The 15,246-nt window shown below is 60.0% G+C and carries 14 protein-coding genes; 6 read left to right on the plus strand and 8 right to left on the minus strand.

What is annotated here, in order from left to right; genetic code table 11:
• Nucleotides 1–16 precede the first annotated feature (16 nt).
• From VMU57_RS18270 to rfbC, 5 genes are all read right to left on the minus strand, one after another.
• The gene (locus tag VMU57_RS18270) at nt 17–523 is read right to left on the minus strand and encodes a hypothetical protein (protein ID WP_325386041.1); all 507 of its coding nucleotides are present in this window, start codon (nt 521–523) and stop codon (nt 17–19) included.
• 11 nt (nt 524–534) lie between these two features.
• Nucleotides 535–1,161, minus strand: a complete 627-nt coding sequence (locus VMU57_RS18275; RefSeq protein WP_325386043.1) for a response regulator transcription factor — start codon at nt 1,159–1,161, stop codon at nt 535–537.
• Nucleotides 1,154–4,105 (minus strand): sensor histidine kinase, encoded by a 2,952-nt coding sequence (locus tag VMU57_RS18280; protein ID WP_325386045.1) that lies wholly within the window; start codon nt 4,103–4,105, stop codon nt 1,154–1,156. Before VMU57_RS18280 ends, VMU57_RS18275 begins: the two co-directional genes overlap by 8 nt.
• A gap of 23 nt (nt 4,106–4,128) precedes the next feature.
• Nucleotides 4,129–5,943 (minus strand): CRTAC1 family protein, encoded by a 1,815-nt coding sequence (locus tag VMU57_RS18285; RefSeq protein WP_414648680.1) that lies wholly within the window; start codon nt 5,941–5,943, stop codon nt 4,129–4,131.
• Between the two features lie 542 nt (nt 5,944–6,485).
• Nucleotides 6,486–7,055, minus strand: a complete 570-nt coding sequence (gene rfbC, locus VMU57_RS18290) for a dTDP-4-dehydrorhamnose 3,5-epimerase (RefSeq protein WP_325386047.1) — start codon at nt 7,053–7,055, stop codon at nt 6,486–6,488.
• Between the two features lie 443 nt (nt 7,056–7,498).
• On the opposite strand from rfbC, the gene VMU57_RS18295 reads away from it, so the two are divergent.
• From VMU57_RS18295 to VMU57_RS18320, 6 genes are read left to right on the plus strand one after another with little or no spacing between them, the layout of a single operon-like run.
• The gene (locus tag VMU57_RS18295) at nt 7,499–8,167 is read left to right on the plus strand and encodes a sugar transferase (RefSeq protein ID WP_325386049.1); all 669 of its coding nucleotides are present in this window, start codon (nt 7,499–7,501) and stop codon (nt 8,165–8,167) included.
• 45 nt (nt 8,168–8,212) lie between these two features.
• Nucleotides 8,213–9,349: a glycosyltransferase family 9 protein gene (locus VMU57_RS18300; protein WP_325386051.1), complete on the plus strand. Its 1,137-nt coding sequence runs from the start codon at nt 8,213–8,215 to the stop codon at nt 9,347–9,349.
• Entirely contained in the window at nt 9,337–9,627 is a 291-nt protein-coding gene (locus VMU57_RS18305; RefSeq protein WP_325386053.1) for a DciA family protein, read from the plus strand. The genes VMU57_RS18300 and VMU57_RS18305 overlap by 13 nt, the downstream gene beginning before the upstream one ends.
• Nucleotides 9,624–9,950, plus strand: coding sequence for an Asp-tRNA(Asn)/Glu-tRNA(Gln) amidotransferase subunit GatC (gene gatC, locus VMU57_RS18310; RefSeq protein WP_325386055.1), 327 nt, complete (start codon nt 9,624–9,626; stop codon nt 9,948–9,950). The genes VMU57_RS18305 and gatC overlap by 4 nt, the downstream gene beginning before the upstream one ends.
• Before the next feature lie 41 nt (nt 9,951–9,991).
• Nucleotides 9,992–11,431 (plus strand): Asp-tRNA(Asn)/Glu-tRNA(Gln) amidotransferase subunit GatA, encoded by a 1,440-nt coding sequence (gatA, locus tag VMU57_RS18315; RefSeq protein ID WP_325386057.1) that lies wholly within the window; start codon nt 9,992–9,994, stop codon nt 11,429–11,431.
• Between the two features lie 4 nt (nt 11,432–11,435).
• Nucleotides 11,436–12,044: a class I SAM-dependent methyltransferase gene (locus VMU57_RS18320; protein WP_325386059.1), complete on the plus strand. Its 609-nt coding sequence runs from the start codon at nt 11,436–11,438 to the stop codon at nt 12,042–12,044.
• Between the two features lie 57 nt (nt 12,045–12,101).
• On the opposite strand, the gene VMU57_RS18325 is transcribed toward VMU57_RS18320, so the two are convergent.
• The 3 genes from VMU57_RS18325 to VMU57_RS18335 form a co-directional block, all read right to left on the minus strand.
• Nucleotides 12,102–12,722 (minus strand): HPP family protein, encoded by a 621-nt coding sequence (locus tag VMU57_RS18325; protein WP_325386061.1) that lies wholly within the window; start codon nt 12,720–12,722, stop codon nt 12,102–12,104.
• A 25-nt stretch (nt 12,723–12,747) separates the two neighbouring features.
• The gene (locus VMU57_RS18330) at nt 12,748–14,415 is read right to left on the minus strand and encodes a molybdopterin-dependent oxidoreductase (protein ID WP_325386063.1); all 1,668 of its coding nucleotides are present in this window, start codon (nt 14,413–14,415) and stop codon (nt 12,748–12,750) included.
• 84 nt (nt 14,416–14,499) lie between these two features.
• The coding region (locus tag VMU57_RS18335; RefSeq protein ID WP_325386065.1) for a hypothetical protein at nt 14,500–15,246 on the minus strand (747 nt) is incomplete at its 5' end.

Consider the following 15,246-nt stretch of genomic DNA (forward strand, 5'->3'; position numbering starts at 1 on the left):
AGTTCAGGTGTCGCGTCTAAGAGCCCGGAGTGTACTGTAAGGCGAATCGTCCAATCTGGATCATCGGGTGATCGGAGGGAGGCCAGATGCGAAAGGATTCGACACGCGATCCTGTGGGCAGGCGATGGGCCGTCGCGGTCCCTCGCTCCTCGCCGGTTGCCGCGTCATAGAATTTCACATCGAGAGTGTCCTCGCCGCGCTGCCATCCCAGAACATAGTTGCCCGCAGGAAGAGCGACGTCCCCAATGGTGATCGGTGCCTGCACCAGAAAGTAGTGCGAGTACTTTCCGTCGGCAGAGTAGCCAGCTGTAATGAGAACGACTCCCGCGATGATCTTTCCCTGGGAGTTGATGATGCCCGAGGCGGTGCGCATCTCGGTCTCGATCCGCTCTTTCTCAACCTGCGCGCGAGCAGGCAGCACGCTCTGCAACTCTGTGGGTGTCGCCGAACGCCAGGTGGACCTGGGCTGTGCAATCAGAGGTGTCAGCATCGGGAGCAGCAAAGCAAGCGCGGAGAATTTCATGAGGGGCCGTTTCATTTCAGGTGTACTATACCGCGTTGCAGGGCAACGGTGGCTGCGTGAGTGCGGTCGCTGACGCCCAGCTTGCTCAAGAGGTTGTTGATGTGCGATTTGACCGTCGCCTCGCTGATGTCGAGATCCGAGGCGATCTCCTTATTTGCCCGCCCGGCGACGATGCGCTCGAGCACTCCCAGCTCGCGGGCTGTGAGCGCATGGCTGCTCATCCTCTCGGCCAGCTTCTCTGCAATGGCAGGCGAGATGCGAGTCTTGCCGCTGTGCACGGCCTGAATGGTCGAGAGTAGCTCTTCGATGGTCATGCCTTTCAGCAGATAGGCTTTGGCCCCGGCCTGAAGTGCGCGAAAGATATCTTCGTCTCCGTCGAACGTGGTCAGCACAACGAAGCGCGCATTGGGATCGTCGGCGCGAATCTTCTGAATGGCCTCAACACCGGTGAGCTTGGGAAGCTGAAGGTCCATCAGGGTAATGTCGGGACGCAGGCTGCGATAAAGTTCGATGGCCTGAAGTCCATCGCTGGCTTCGCCTACGACTTTAATCTCAGGCATGATGTTCAGCAGCGCTACGAGGCCCTGCCGTACGACGTGATGATCATCGACTACAAGAATACGAATCGATTCAGCCATTGTTTGCAGTGCCTTTCTGTGCGGGGATCGGGACTTCCAGCTTGACCGTAGTGCCTTGGCCCGGCGCGCTTTCTACAACTAGTTGAGCATGAATCTGCGCCGCGCGCTCGCGCATTCCCTGCACTCCAAAGTGGCCCTTCGCAGGAAGCGAGTTGTCGGCTGCATCGAAGCCGCGGCCATCGTCGGCAATCGATAATGTCAGCCGATTCGAATGATAGCGCAGATCGATGGTGACGCGGTTTGCATGCGCGTGGCGGGCCACGTTGCTCAGGGTCTCCTGTGCAATGCGGAGGATCTCGTCCTCGAGCTTCGCGTCAATAGGACGGTAAGTGCCTCCGATGTTGAGTTGGATAGGGAGGCTCTCAGTACTCGATCTCTCGCAGATGCGCGTAAGACGCGTGGGCAGCGTGTGCTGGGCAGTGGCGGCGCGAAGGTCCCAGATGCTGCGGCGTGCTTCGGCGAGGCCATCGCGCACATATTCGCGGGTGCGGTCGATCTGCTGTCCGGCCGCTTCGATCTGTGAGTGCGCGAGCAGCTGTGCGGTCAGCTCTAACTGGACCGAGACGCCAACGAAGCTCTGCGCAAGTGTGTCGTGAATCTCTCGCGCGACACGATTGCGCTCCGCCAGGACCGCTTGAAATTCGTTATTCAGCCTGCGCAGTCGCAAACGATAGAGCAGTACCACGATTGCGGCAATGCAAAGAACGGCAAGCAGAAGGAACCAGAATGTGCGGTAGAAGGGCGGCCGAACATAGAACGCGAGCGACGCTCCTGTCTCGTTCCAGACGCCGTCGTTATTGGCTGCCTGAATACGAAAGCGGTAATGACGAGGCGGCAGATTGGTGTAGTAAGCGATGCGCCGCGAACCGGCCTGCGTCCATTGCTTGTCGAAGCCTTCGAGGATATAGCGGTAACGCACCTTCGAGGGCGCGGCATAGCTAAGGCCCGCGTATTGAAAGGCGAAGCTGTTGTGTCCCGGAGGAATGCTCTGCTCGGAGGAGGAGAGCGGAAGCTCCGTGTCGTCAAGGGTGAAGCGCTCGATGACGACCGGCGGCGGAATATGGTTCTCAGAAAGATGATCGGGATCGGCAATCGCTACGCCCTTGCGCGTCGCGAACCAGAGCAGGCCTTGCGTGGTCTTCCACGCTGCCGGATGACCGATTGCCGAAGCCTCTTCGGTGGGCATGCCATCGGAGCGGCCATACGAGATGGGGTGAGGATTGCACTCCGCTGCCGCTCCGCAGGCGGTGAGGCTGGTCGCGGAGACGCGCGTGATGCCGTGAGTAGAGCTAAGCCAAAGATTGCCGTGATCGTCTCGCAGGATGGAGTCGACCGTCTGCGGGAGATCGCCGCGATGCAGCGAGGTGAAGACTCCGTTGGCGTAGCTGCTGAGCCCGTTGCCTTTGGTGCCGATCCAGAGCGTACCGTGCTGACCTTCGCTCAGCGACGTGATGACATCGCCGGAGAGCCCGTCTTTAGTGGTGAACGTCGATATCCTACCGCCGTGAAGCCGCGACAATCCGCTGAGCGTGCCGATCCATAGATCATGCGGAGAGTCAGAAGCGTGGGGTTGCAGCAAGGCTCCGATCAGGTTGCTTTTCAGCCCATTGGCTTGAGTGAAGACGGTGAACCGGTCGTTCTGCCAGTGAGCGAGCCCGCGGCGCGTGCCGATCCAGAGCGAGCCGTCGCCATCGACCAGAAGCGAGCGAATGAGGTCGTCGGGCAAGCCATCGGCCGAGGTATACGAGGTGATTTTGCCGCCTTCGATATGGTTCAGTCCGTCGGGAGTTCCAACCCAGATGCTGCCATTGGCTCCGGGAGCGAGCGCGAGGATGATCTCGCTGAGCAAGCCGTCGCGAAGCGAGTAGTGTTGTAGCTTTCCCGACTGCCAGCGGTCGAGGCTGTCGCCGTTGGTTCCTGTCCAGATCGCGCCGTCGGAGGTCTGCACGATGGCGGTGATGACGTGATCGGAGAGTTCAGCAACGGTGCGGAAGTTTTGCTGGCGCAGAATGTCGAGGCCGCTGGTCTCGGTGCCGATCCAGAGGTTGCCCTCGCGGTCTTCGAACGTGGAGAGGATGCTGCTGGTGCCGAGTGCCGATACGCGCTGCGGCTTGCTGTCACTCTTGCCCAGCACAAAGAGGCCTTGATTCGTACCGATCCAGAGATCGCCGCGAGAGTCGGCCAACGCAGACTGGATGCGAGCGACGGGAAGATCATGGCCGGTTTGCAGCGTGCGTTGATGACCGTTCTGGATGAGGGTCATGCTGCTGGTGGAGCGTATCCAAAGGCCGTTCTCAGGTAGCGAACCGATGGCTTCGATGCTCTCCTTCGCCAGATCGGGATTGAGCGGCACCGGACGGAGGCGATTGTTCTGATACTCAAAGACGCCTGCGGTCGTCGCGATCCAGAGGCCGCCGTCGGCTGCTTTGGCGATTGCAGTCGGCGTCGCCGAAGAAGGAAGCGGAAGCGGCGAGAAGTCCTTTCCATCGAAGTGCAGAAGGTTGTTGCCGGTCAGCACAACGAGGCTGCCGTTGTCTTCTGTGGCGAGCGAGAGAACAACGTCGGTCAGAGAATAGTGGCGAAAGGTATCTTTCGCATACTGAACGAGACCATCGGAGGTTCCGATCCAAAGCGCTCCCGCAGCATCTTCGGCGAGGCAGCAGGTGTCGCTGCTGGTGAAGGCAGCGGTGTTTTCATGGTTGAAGACTTTGAAGTCGATGCCGTCGAAGCGGGTGATGCCGTCTTCGGTGGCGATCCAGATATAGCCGTCGCTGGACTGAAAGATCTGGTGAACGCTGTTTTGCGGAAGTCCGTTCTCAGTCGACCAGGATTGATGGCCGAGATTATTGACGTCCTGCGCGTTAGCAGAGAGCGCGACGATTCCGCAGAGCGTCCAGAAGAAGAGGAAGCGCAGGACGAAACGGAGGTTGGAAAGAGGTTTCATGCGGGTTGCGTGCGCTGCGAGACCTACATCTTTGTTCCTTTGTCTTCTGTCAGAGTAACAATCTGGTCGACCTTGGAGACGACAAATTTTTCTTTGGCTCCATCGGGCCAGTGAACTTCCACGGCGTCGATCTTTGTGGCGTCGCCCAGACCGAAGTGGGCGCGTGGATCGTGGGTGGAGGCGAAGCTGCCGCCCGAGAAGAGGTCGTCGCGCTGGCGCATTCCATTCGCCGTCACAAAGACCTTGGCCCCGATGGCGTCGCGGGGACTCTTCGGCCCGCCGATGAGCTTGAACTCGATCCAGTGATGGTGGTCGGCGGAGACGTTGCGCAGCAGCGCGGGGTGGCCGTCGAGAACGTTGATGACGACGTCGAGTTTGCCGTCGTTGAAAAGATCGCCTTCGGCCATGCCGCGGCCTACATAAAGTTGAGCCAGTCCGGTGCCTTCGACGGCGGGTTCGACGTCGAACTTTTTGCCGTCAATATTGTGGAAGAGCAGGGGCCGCTGCTTCCATGTGGTTCCCCAGGTGGTCTGGTCGACCTGCGGATAGACGTGGCCGTTGGCGATGAAGATGTCCTTCCAGCCGTCGTTATCGAAGTCGAGGAAGGCGTCGCCCCAGCCGAGGAACGGAATGGTAGGCTCGGCGATGCCCATCTGATAGCTGACGTCGGTGAAGTTTCCATCGCCGTCGTTGCGGTAGAGCGGGTTGTAATCGTCGGAGAAGGTGGTGTTGTAGAGATCGAGCAGGCCGTTGTTGCGGTAGTCGCCGATGGCGATGCCCATCGAGGCGGTCTCGCGGCCGTTCTCGTTGAGGGCGTAACCCGAGGCGTAGCTGTCGTCCTCGAAGGTGCCGTCACCTTTATTGATATAGAGGTAGTTCGGCGTGGAGTCGTCGGCGACGACCAGGTCGAGCTTGCCGTCGTCGTTGACGTCGATGAAGGCGGAGGCCAGGCCGTAGTAGCCGTTCTTGTCCGAGACGCCCGCCTTTTCGCTGACGTCCGTGAAGGTTCCGTCGCCGTTGTTGTGGAAGAGGTGATCGGGCTCGCCCTTGAGGCCGCGCGGGCCGCACATGACCTTTACGCCGCGAAACTGGCAGCCATACGAGGGCTGGTTGGCCATGTCGTAGTGGATGTAGCCGGGGACGAAGAGGTCGAGTCTGCCGTCGCCGTCGTAGTCGCCCCAGGTGGCCCCGGTTGACCAGTTGCCGAGCGTGACGCCCGCCTTCTCGGCGACATCGGTGAAGGTTCCGTCGTGGTTGTTGTGGTACAGGCGGTTCTTGCCCATGTTCGAGACGTAGATGTCGGGCCAGCCGTCGTTGTCGTAGTCGGCGATGGCGACACCAACTCCCCAGCGGTCGTTGGTCACGCCTGCCTTGGCGGCGACGTCGGTGAAGGTGCCGTCGTGATTGTTGTGGAAGAGTGCGGCGTGGGGCGGCGTCGTCTTGCCGGAGAGCGCGTCGTCGGTGGAGCCGTTGACGAGATAGATATCGAGCCAGCCGTCGTTGTCGTAGTCGAAGAGGCCGACGCCAGAGCCATTGGTCTCGATGATGAAGTTTTTCTCGGGCGTTCCCATCGTATGGGTCCACGAGGTGAGTCCGGCCTCTTTGGCGATGTCCTTGAACAGGACGGGGCCGGTTTTGACGAAGCCGCCCGCCGTGATGGGGCGATGCTCGTTGTCGAGAACGGCTGCGTGTGCCCCGCCCGTATTGACGCTCATGCCCGCGGGCTGGCCTTCCTGCGCAGGCGCAGGAGCCTGCGCGATGGCTGCTCCGGTGAAGAGGAGGCTGAGAGCAAGGATGGATGCAGCGAAGCCTGGGAGCGGGCGGTGGTGAAGGGACATGGGGCTAATTCCTGACGCGATATCTATTTTGGCGGGTGGAGCGGTTTTACGAACGAACCGAGTTGGTGATTCGGTACCCGCAACAGGTTTATCACAACGGAACGCACGATTTCCGGGGGGCACCCCCCGGGTATCTTGGACGTAAGCTATTTTGATTCATGGGTTTACCGGAAATATAGTTTGTAAAATATTCATTCTTCATGGGTTAAGTGTCAAAATATTGTTTCTAAATGAGTTAGGCCCAGCTTTTTGGCTGGGCTTTGGGCTTTTTTGTCTGCTGTTTCTATTTTAGTGAGTCGGTGGAAACTAATTTGCAGATGAGCCGGATTTATTTTTTGTTGTAGAAGTGGTTTATTTTGTTATGGATGGATGGTTTTGGCTGTGTGGATTGGTGGGTTCGGGGGCTTGACAGGTTTTTACCCCCTGGATCGAACACGGGAAGCTGAAGTTGCGAACCAGGGAGATTCGGGGGATGGGCTCCGCGATGAAATCGTGCGGCTTAGGCCGGAGATGACGTTTTGAGCTTTAAGGAGACAAGACGGCTATGCCGGAGGCAGCTCGGCCTCGAGGAAGGATTTGCCTTGGGCATCTTTGGCGCTGACAGAGGGTGCGAGGCCGTTGAGGGCACCGAGCGGCCACGCGATGTTGAGGGTGGGATCGTCCCAGAGGATGGAGCGCTCGCCCTGGGGATGGTAAAGATCGGTGGTCTTATAGAGGACTTCGGCAGAGTCGGAGAGGACGAGAAAGCCGTGGGCGAAGCCTTCAGGAATCCAAAGGGACTGGATCTCGCCCTGATCGTTGAGCGGCTTAAGGTTGAAGCTGGCCCATTTACCGAAGTCGGGGGAGTTGCGGCGGAGGTCGACGGCTACGTCCCAGATGTGGCCGGAGAGGACGCGGATGAGCTTTCCCTGGGGTTTGACCAGTTGATAGTGCAGGCCGCGGAGAACGCCTCTGGTGGAAAAGGACTGGTTGTCCTGAGCGAAGCTGGAGGGGAGACCGGCTACGGCGAAGGCGGTCTGGTTGAAAGTTTCGGTAAACCATCCGCGGCTGTCGCCAAACCGCTTCGGTTGAATCAGTTTGACATCTGTGAGTGCGGTGTTGAGAATGAGCATCCTAACAATTTACCGAGAGATGCCGCTGGATGGAAATTATGGGTCTGTTGCCCAAAATGAAACGAACAAAAAACGAATCCCGAAACGAAGTTGTTTGCGTCGGGGCATCGGGCTAGTAAACTGTCTTAGCTGAAATTAATGTGACTGAATTCCTTTTCCGGGTTGACGATAGAGCAGCTACCAGTCCAAACGAGAGACTGGCGCAAGCAATGAATCGGCGAGACAGAAATCGAAGCAGAAGCGCGGACGTCTCCAGGCTGAATGAGCCTGCAGGACGGCAACAGCTAGGGCCTCCGCAAACATAGAGAACGAGTAACCGTGCGAATTACCTTCGCAGAAAGTGCGCGGGCGGTAGTTTGCACAGATACAGGGATGCAATGCAGGCTGAATCTCCCGAATCGCCGGTTGCGGTAATAGAAGATTCATACTCATATACGGAAGTGATGAGCTACCCACTGCGACGTGTGCAGTGGGAGACTGAGCTGCCTTCAGAGTACTTTCGTTACCGCATAATCAAGCGGAGCCTCGATCTAGTGCTGGTGGCGGTATCGCTGCCGGTAACTCTTCTGGTGCTTGGAATTGTGGCAATCGTGGTCGCGTTGAACTCTCCGGGACCGATCTTCTACTCGCACCGCCGCATTCGGCGGCATGGCGCGTTCTTCTCCATGTGGAAGTTCCGGACGATGTGCGTGAACTCGGCCGAGGTGTTGGAGAAGCATCTGGCGGAGCATCCAGAGGCGCGGATGGAGTGGAACAAGTCTCACAAGCTGCGAAACGATCCGCGAATTACAAAAATAGGCTCATTTCTAAGGAGATACAGCCTGGATGAGCTGCCGCAACTGTGGAACGTAGTGACCGGGCAGATGAGCCTGGTGGGGCCGCGGCCGATTGTAGCCGCCGAGGTAGAGAAGTACGGCGGCTGTTTCAGCTGTTATTGCAAGGTGAAGCCCGGGCTGACGGGGCTGTGGCAGGTCTCGGGTCGCAGCTCGCTGACCTATGACGAGCGGGTGGCGCTGGACTGCGAGTATGTGGGGAACTGGTCGCTGACGAAGGACACCGTGATCCTGCTCAAGACGTTTTCGACGGTGATCAACCAGGATGGGGCGTTCTAACTTTCTTAGCGGCATGGCAGAAGACCGAATCGCTACAATCAGGGAATGCGCAGAGGCAGCAAAAAGAACCGGTTGATGGACTACTGGGTGGGTATTCCCCTGCTGAATGTGCTCGCTACGGTGCTTGCCGCAGGGCGGCGAAGGCGGTGGCCTTTGCAGGTCAAGCGGTTAGGGGTGATGTGCTCTCCGGCGCTGGGAGATACCTTGTTGTTTTCCGCTGCTTTGCGAGACGTGCGCGCGCACTTTGCCGACGCGGAGATTATCCACTTTTGCATGAGACAGAACATGGCGGCGGCAGAGCTGATTCCGGGAGCCGACCGAAGGGTTTTGGTCGATCTGACGAAGCCAGCCGAGAGCGTTCGCCGAGTACGCGCTGAACGCGTGGATGTGCTGCTGGATTTTACGTCTTGGCAGCGGTTGACGGCGTTCTATAGCTTGATGTCGGGGGCAAAGTTTACGGCGGGGTTTCAGACTGCCGGACAGCATCGTGGGCGCGGGTATGACGTTGCGGTAGAGCATCGGGCGGACCAGCATGAGGTGGACAACTTTCGGGATCTGCTGCGGCTGGTAAGAATTCCTCCGGGGCTGGAGCCACAGGTGATTGTGCCGGAGATGGCGGCGGAGCCGCTGGCCGAGGCGAAGGACATTGTGGTGTTCCACTTGTGGGCTTCGGGAACGCGGAGTTGGTTGCGCGAGTGGCCGGAGGAGCGGTGGATCGAGCTTGCCGGGCGGTTGGCTGAGCCTGGGACGGTCTTTGCGATTACGGGCGCTCCGAGTGACTTGGAACGGATTGAGCCGTTCCTGCTGCGGATGGCCGAGGCGGGCCTCAAGGCCGTGGCATTTGTGGGGACGGACGGATTTGTTTCGCTGGCGCATCTGCTACGACGGGCCAGGGTGGTGGTGAGCGTGAATACCGGGGTCATGCATCTGGCGGCAGTGCTGGGAGCGCCTACGGTGTCGATCAACGGGCCGAATCGCAATGGCCGCTGGGGTCCGCTGGGGCGACGTGCTGTCGGTGTGGAGGCTCCGGGGGAAGGATGCGGATATCTGCATCTGGGCTTCGACTTTGACGGCAGAGCCACCGATTGTATGGAACGGATTACAGTCGAGATGGTACTGGCGGCTGCGAATGAGGTTGCCGGGGTGCACGAGGATGCAGGAGCGCAGACATGGAAGATATGAGAACGCTGTTGCGCGGGACGCTGGGGCGGAGCCTGCACGCGATGCGGCCTGAGGACAAGCTGGCGGCGGCGTGGCCGGTGGCCTGCGGCAAGGCGATGGCGGAGCGGGGCACGGTGGTGGGATACGTCGATGGGGAGGTCTGGATCGAGGTGCAGGAGGGCGCGTGGCTGCGCCAGATGATGAGTATGCAGGGTCAGCTTGCCGGGCAGATGGGGCGCATCGCGGGGGTGAAGGTGAGCAGGATACACTTTAAAGTGAAGAGGGATAATGCGCGATGAGTGAGCAGGCTGGGGTAACGATCGAGGATGTTCGGCGGGTTGCGGAGCTGGCGAATCTGGAGCTGACGGCCGAGGAACAGCCGCGCATGCAGCGGGACTTGAATGCGATTCTCGGGCATATCGCCGAATTGAATGAGCTGGATACGAAGGACGTTCCGCCGATGGCGCAGGTGGGCGAGATGCTGGGCGGCGAGGCCCATACGCACGGCGAGACGCTGCGCCAGGATGTGGTGGCTCCCTCGCTCGACCGTGCGGCGGTGATGGCGGCGGCGCCCGAGACGGATGGCCGCTTCTTCAAGGTTCCCAAGGTGATTGAGCGTTAATGCCGACGACTTCCGAAATAGTAAAAGAGAAAGATAGCGCGATGGATTTTACGATTGATACGGTGCGGGCTGGTGTAGCGAATGGGTCGGCTACGGCCACGGCGATGGCGGAGCTGCACTATTCGCGGATTGCCGCCGACGATGGGGACAAGGGCAAAGGAATCAATAGCTTTCTCGCTTTGAGCAAGGAGCGGGCGCTGGCCCAGGCGGCAAAGGTCGACGCTCTGGCGGCGAAGGGTGCGGAGTTGCCGGCGCTGGCCGGGGTTCCGGTGGGAATCAAGGATGTGCTGACGATGAAGGGCTCGCCAGCGACGGCTGGGTCGCTGATTTTGAAGGGCTATCGACCTCCCTACGATGCTACGGCGGTCACGAAGCTGGAGTCGGCTGGCGCGGTTTTGCTGGGGAAGCTGAACTGCGACGAGTTTGCGATGGGAAGCTCGAACGAGAACTCGGCTTACGGGCCGGTGCTGAATCCACGGGCTTTGGACCGGGTTCCGGGTGGGTCGAGCGGTGGCTCGGCGGCGGCGGTAGCGGCTGGGTTTGCCGTGGCCACGCTGGGGACCGATACCGGTGGCTCGATTCGCCAGCCTGCGGCTTTTTGCGGCGTGGTTGGAGTGCTGCCTACATACGGACGGGTCTCGCGGTATGGGCTGATTGCGTTTGCCTCTTCGCTCGACCGCGTGGGGCCGTTTACGAACAATGTGAAGGACGCCGCGACCGTTCTGCAGGTATTGGCCGGGCAGGATGCACTGGACGCAACCTCGTCTGACCGCCCCGTGGGCGATTATGTGGGCGCGTTGGAGAAGCCGGTGGAGGGACTGCGGGTCGGCGTTCCTGCTGAATATTTTGGCGAGGGGTTAGACCCGGAGATTCGTGCGGCGATCGAGAAGGTTCTCGATGGGCTCAAGGCGGAGAAGTGCGTGATCAAGCCGGTGAGCCTGCCGCATACGAAATACGCGATTCCGACGTACTACGTGATTGCGACGGCGGAGGCTTCGTCGAACCTGTCGCGCTTCGACGGGGTACGGTTCGGTCTGCGGAGTGCCGAAGCCAAGACGCTCTCGGAGATGTACCGCAAGACGCGCGATGCCGGGTTTGGGCCGGAGGTGAAGCGCCGCATCCTGCTGGGGACGTACGCGCTTTCGGCGGGATACTATGACGCCTATTACAAGAAGGCGCAGCAGGTTCGTGCGTTGCTGACGCGGGACTTCCTGACCGCCTTCAACGATGTTGACGTAATCGTCGGGCCGATGACGCCTACTGCGGCGTTCAAACTGGGAGAGAAGACGGATGACCCGGTGGCGATGTATCTCGCCGACATCTACTCGGTTGCGGCGAGCCTCGCAGGAATCTGCGGGGTAAGCGTGCCTTGCGGAGAGACGAAGGATGGCTTGCCGATTGGCGTGCAGATTATGGGCAGGCACTTCGACGAGGCAACGATGCTGCGGGTGGGCCTGGCGGTCGAAAAGATGCAGGGCTAGCGGGATGCCGCTCAGCGTTCAGGAGCAGTTCGGACAGATCGACATTTACGTCTTCGATCAAGTGCTTCGAGGAAATATCGTCTCTGGAATGCGCGTACTGGACGCTGGATGCGGATACGGGCGCAACCTGGTCCATCTGCTGCGAGCGGGGTGCGAGGTATTCGCGCTGGACGCAAGCCGCGAGGGAGTAGAGCACGTCCGTCAGCTCTCTGCATCCCTTGGGACAGGGCTTCCTGCTGAGAACTTTCAGACAGGGCTCATTGAGCAGATGCCTTTCGCTGATTCCCTCGCCGATGTTGTTATCTGTAATTCCGTGCTTCACTTTGCACGGGACGATGACCACTTCCGAGCGATGCTGTCTGAGTTGTGGCGCGTTCTAAGGCCGGGCGGTATGCTCTTCTGCCGCCTGGGTTCGAGGATCGGGATGGATTTCGAATGGATACGGGGCCACGTTTATTCGATCGGAGATGGTTCCGAGTGGTTTCTCGTGGATGAGGAGATGCTGCTGGAGCTTTCTGAGGAATTGAACGCTGTTCTCGTCGATCCTTTGAAGACAACGGTGGTCCAGGACTACCGCTGCATGACGACATGGGTGCTGCGAAAACGGTCTTGACCCTCGAACTGCGGGCAAGAGAAGAGTCTCCTTATCTAAACGCGGCAGCCAGCCGGGCTAGACCGTGGAAGGAGAGGGCTTCTTCTCCCAGAGGGGATAGTCGAGCCCGGCGATGCGGTTGATGGCCCAGGCCTGCGCGGTGAGCAGGATGACGGCGATCTCGATGATGACGAGGTACTCGGGTTTGGTGAGGATGCCGAGCGAGACGATCAGCGTGGTCGCTCCGGCCGGCGGATGGCTGACGCGGAGCAGCACCATGATGGCTCCGGTGGCTGCCAGCGAGAGGGCGGCGGCCATGATCTCGCGCCACGAGACTTCGCCTAACGAGGAGACGGCGAAGCCATGGCTGCCCATGGCGACGTAGGCTCCGTATCCGCAGACCAGGCCGATGGCGTGGCCGAGGATGGCGTGGCGCGGGCTGGAGGACTTGCCCATAGGCGCGAAGAAAAAGAGGTATGCCGTCGGGCCGAGCGAGGGAAAGACGAAGGGGCTGCCGGTGATTCCGGCGAGCAGCGAGAGGAGGCCGATGGTGAGGAAGCTGTTGATGAAGACATAGCCTCCCCAGACGATGCGCGGAGGCAGATGCCGGAGCAGCCAGTGCAGACCGATGTGGCGCAGGAACTCTTCGACATGCTGAGCTGCCTCATGCTCTTCTTCTCCGAACCATGAACGATGCATCTTCAACTCGGCGAACCTTGAGAGGTTAGATGTTGGGGATCAGGTCGAAGTACTCGTCGTCCTCGTTGGAGCCGCCTTCTCCCTTACCGACCATCTCTACGGATTCGATGAATTCGATGCGCTCGATCCACTTGACCATCTTGTAGCCGAGCTGGTTTTCGACGCGCAGGCGCAGGGGCGCGCCGTAGACGCCGGTGAGCGGCGCACCGTTCATGTCGAACGCGAGCATGGCTTGCGGCATCATGGCGTTCTGCATGTTTTGCGTGTCGTAGTAGGTGCCCCCATAGAGCGAGCTGCCGAAGGAGTAGAAGGCCAGAGCGTGAGCGCCCGGCTTTGGCTTGACGTGCTCGATGAGCTTTCGCAGCGAGAGGCCGCGCCACTCGGCGATGCCGGACCAGCCCTGAATGCAGTGGTGCATGGTGATGGTTTCTTCGGCCTGCATGGCGCGTAGGTCGTCGAGCGATAGCTCCACCGGGTTTTCGATCATGCCGCCGACCTTGAGGCGAAAGTCCTTGAAGCCATTGGCCTCCATCTGCTTCCAGTCTTCGCGTTCGGGCATCTTTCCGTTGGGCCAGAAGTGCGGTGAGATCTGCTCGCGGGTATAGGTCTGCTGCGGGATGAGGCGGTCGAGCGTGATCAGCCGCACCGGTTCGGTGACGGCGCGCTGGGCGTGTTGCAGGCCTCGCGGGAAGAACCACGAGATGTAATGCGCCGCGACCCAGGAGAACACCACCACCGCGATGCCGATGAGGCCAAGGACAAGCCCTGTCCACTGCATGGTGTCGTCGCCGAGGACGATGTGGTTCATGTTGCGGCGCAGGCCTGTCATCGCGATCAGCGTCACATGCACGACGACGAAGCAGGCGAAGCCCACCAGCATGAGGAAGTGGATGGAGCGGGCACACTGGCGGCCTCCGAAGAGTTTGGCATAGCGCGGCCAGCGGTTGACCAGCGCGGGAGACATGGCCATTCCGGTCATGATGGAGAGCGGCGCCATGACGAACACGGTTGCGAAGTAGGCGAGTTGCTGCAGCGCGTTATATCCGTAGAAGCCGTTCGGCTCGGGTGGGAAATGGAAGTTGGCGTAATGGACGAAGGTGTTCCACGCATTGACGAAGACGCCGGTCGAGGTCGGCACCAGGCGCATCCATTGGTCGCTGGTGAGCAGACCGCAGACGAAGAACATTCCGGTGAGCACAAAGCCGTAGACGGTGATGAAGTGCCATGCCCGGGCGATGCCTACAGTGTGCCGGTAGCCGGGCGTCGAGACGACTGGGGAGATATAGCGCGCGTCATCTTTAGCGGTCCAGACCCTGTCCTTGGGGACGCGCAACGGGGTAAAGCGCAGCCACTCGCTGCCAGGAGTGCAATTGTCGTTGAAGTAGAGGCGGGGATGGTCCATCAGGATCGAGAGGCCGCTGCGCATCAGCATGAACAGGAAGAACATGTTGAAGAAGTGTGTCCATCGTATCCAGACAGGGAATCCGTGCGGGCCGCTCATCGCGCCTTCGATCGAAGCCGTCGATTGCACGATGGAGGGCATCCCGAAGATCGCTACTTGCAGCCACGCCAGAATCAGCGGCACGAGTACGAGCAGGATCAGAATTGCCAGAGCGGAGGGGCGTATCCAGATACGGAACCGGCGGTCTGGAGGATAGTGGACGGCGCGATGCGCATCGTTGAAAGGAATCATTGGTACCTCGCAGAAAGGACACAATGAATCAGCAGAAGCGCTGCTTCACGAGATAAGGCTACACCTTGAAATGCAGCCGATCCGTTAATAGCCCTGATCGGCGCGGAAGGCGGTGACCTTGTTTTGTACAAAGGTGACGGCCATGGGATGGCCCATGTCGGAGAAGATGACCACGCGATTGCCGTAGTCGTGACTGACGCTGCTGCTGACCTGGCCGAGGGCAAGCTCGACCTGGCGCTCGTTCATGCCGAGGATGACCTGGTGGGCATCGACGGCCTTCCATATCTCCGGGCCCCAGTGCTGGTAGAGCTGGTGGGGATCGTCGTAGAAGAAGATCTCGTCGGTGTAGAAGGTGTAGATGCCGTCCTGACGGTAGCCGACGGGAACGGCGTACTCCTTGTCTGGAGTCGAAGATTTCGGCAGGGTGAAGATCAGCGAGACCTGGCGGTCGCCGCCGGGGATACGGAAGGTGGCGCTCTTGGGGGCGACCTGTTCGACGGCGTCCTTGATGAGCAGAGCTTGTGCTCCGAGCAGGGTTCCGGCACTCTTGCCGTACTCGACGTGATGGCCCGAGAGCGGGTAATAGTCCATCTGGCCACCAGCGGAGACCCAGACCGTGGTGCCGTCGAGTGTTTTGATGTCGGCCATCGAGTCGGGGCGTTTCTTCTTCAGGAAGACGAGATCGTCATCGGAGAGCTTTTCGTTTGCGCTTGCGGCTGGGAGCTTCGCGGGAGCGTTACGCTCGTGGTAGATCATGCCGACGCGGGCGCCGACCGCCACCAGCAAGATGATGGTTCCTGCAATCGCCGCCTTTGCGCCATTCTGCATTCG

Source organism: Edaphobacter sp. (assembly GCF_035532915.1).
Lineage (GTDB): Bacteria > Acidobacteriota > Terriglobia > Terriglobales > Acidobacteriaceae > Edaphobacter.

Bases quoted from the DNA above. Each gene is read 5' to 3' on its own strand.
- rfbC (WP_325386047.1), bottom strand. From the start codon at position 7,055: ATGCTCATTCTCAACACCGCACTCACAGATGTCAAACTGATTCAACCG.
- VMU57_RS18280 (WP_325386045.1), bottom strand. From the start codon at position 4,105: ATGAAACCTCTTTCCAACCTCCGTTTCGTCCTGCGCTTCCTCTTCTTC.
- VMU57_RS18295 (WP_325386049.1), top strand. From the start codon at position 7,499: ATGAGCTACCCACTGCGACGTGTGCAGTGGGAGACTGAGCTGCCTTCA.
- VMU57_RS18285 (WP_414648680.1), bottom strand. From the start codon at position 5,943: ATGTCCCTTCACCACCGCCCGCTCCCAGGCTTCGCTGCATCCATCCTT.
- VMU57_RS18275 (WP_325386043.1), bottom strand. From the start codon at position 1,161: ATGGCTGAATCGATTCGTATTCTTGTAGTCGATGATCATCACGTCGTA.
- VMU57_RS18325 (WP_325386061.1), bottom strand. From the start codon at position 12,722: ATGCATCGTTCATGGTTCGGAGAAGAAGAGCATGAGGCAGCTCAGCAT.
- gatA (WP_325386057.1), top strand. From the start codon at position 9,992: ATGGATTTTACGATTGATACGGTGCGGGCTGGTGTAGCGAATGGGTCG.
- gatC (WP_325386055.1), top strand. From the start codon at position 9,624: ATGAGTGAGCAGGCTGGGGTAACGATCGAGGATGTTCGGCGGGTTGCG.
- VMU57_RS18330 (WP_325386063.1), bottom strand. From the start codon at position 14,415: ATGATTCCTTTCAACGATGCGCATCGCGCCGTCCACTATCCTCCAGAC.
- VMU57_RS18305 (WP_325386053.1), top strand. From the start codon at position 9,337: ATGGAAGATATGAGAACGCTGTTGCGCGGGACGCTGGGGCGGAGCCTG.
- VMU57_RS18320 (WP_325386059.1), top strand. From the start codon at position 11,436: ATGCCGCTCAGCGTTCAGGAGCAGTTCGGACAGATCGACATTTACGTC.
- VMU57_RS18300 (WP_325386051.1), top strand. From the start codon at position 8,213: ATGCGCAGAGGCAGCAAAAAGAACCGGTTGATGGACTACTGGGTGGGT.
- VMU57_RS18270 (WP_325386041.1), bottom strand. From the start codon at position 523: ATGAAATTCTCCGCGCTTGCTTTGCTGCTCCCGATGCTGACACCTCTG.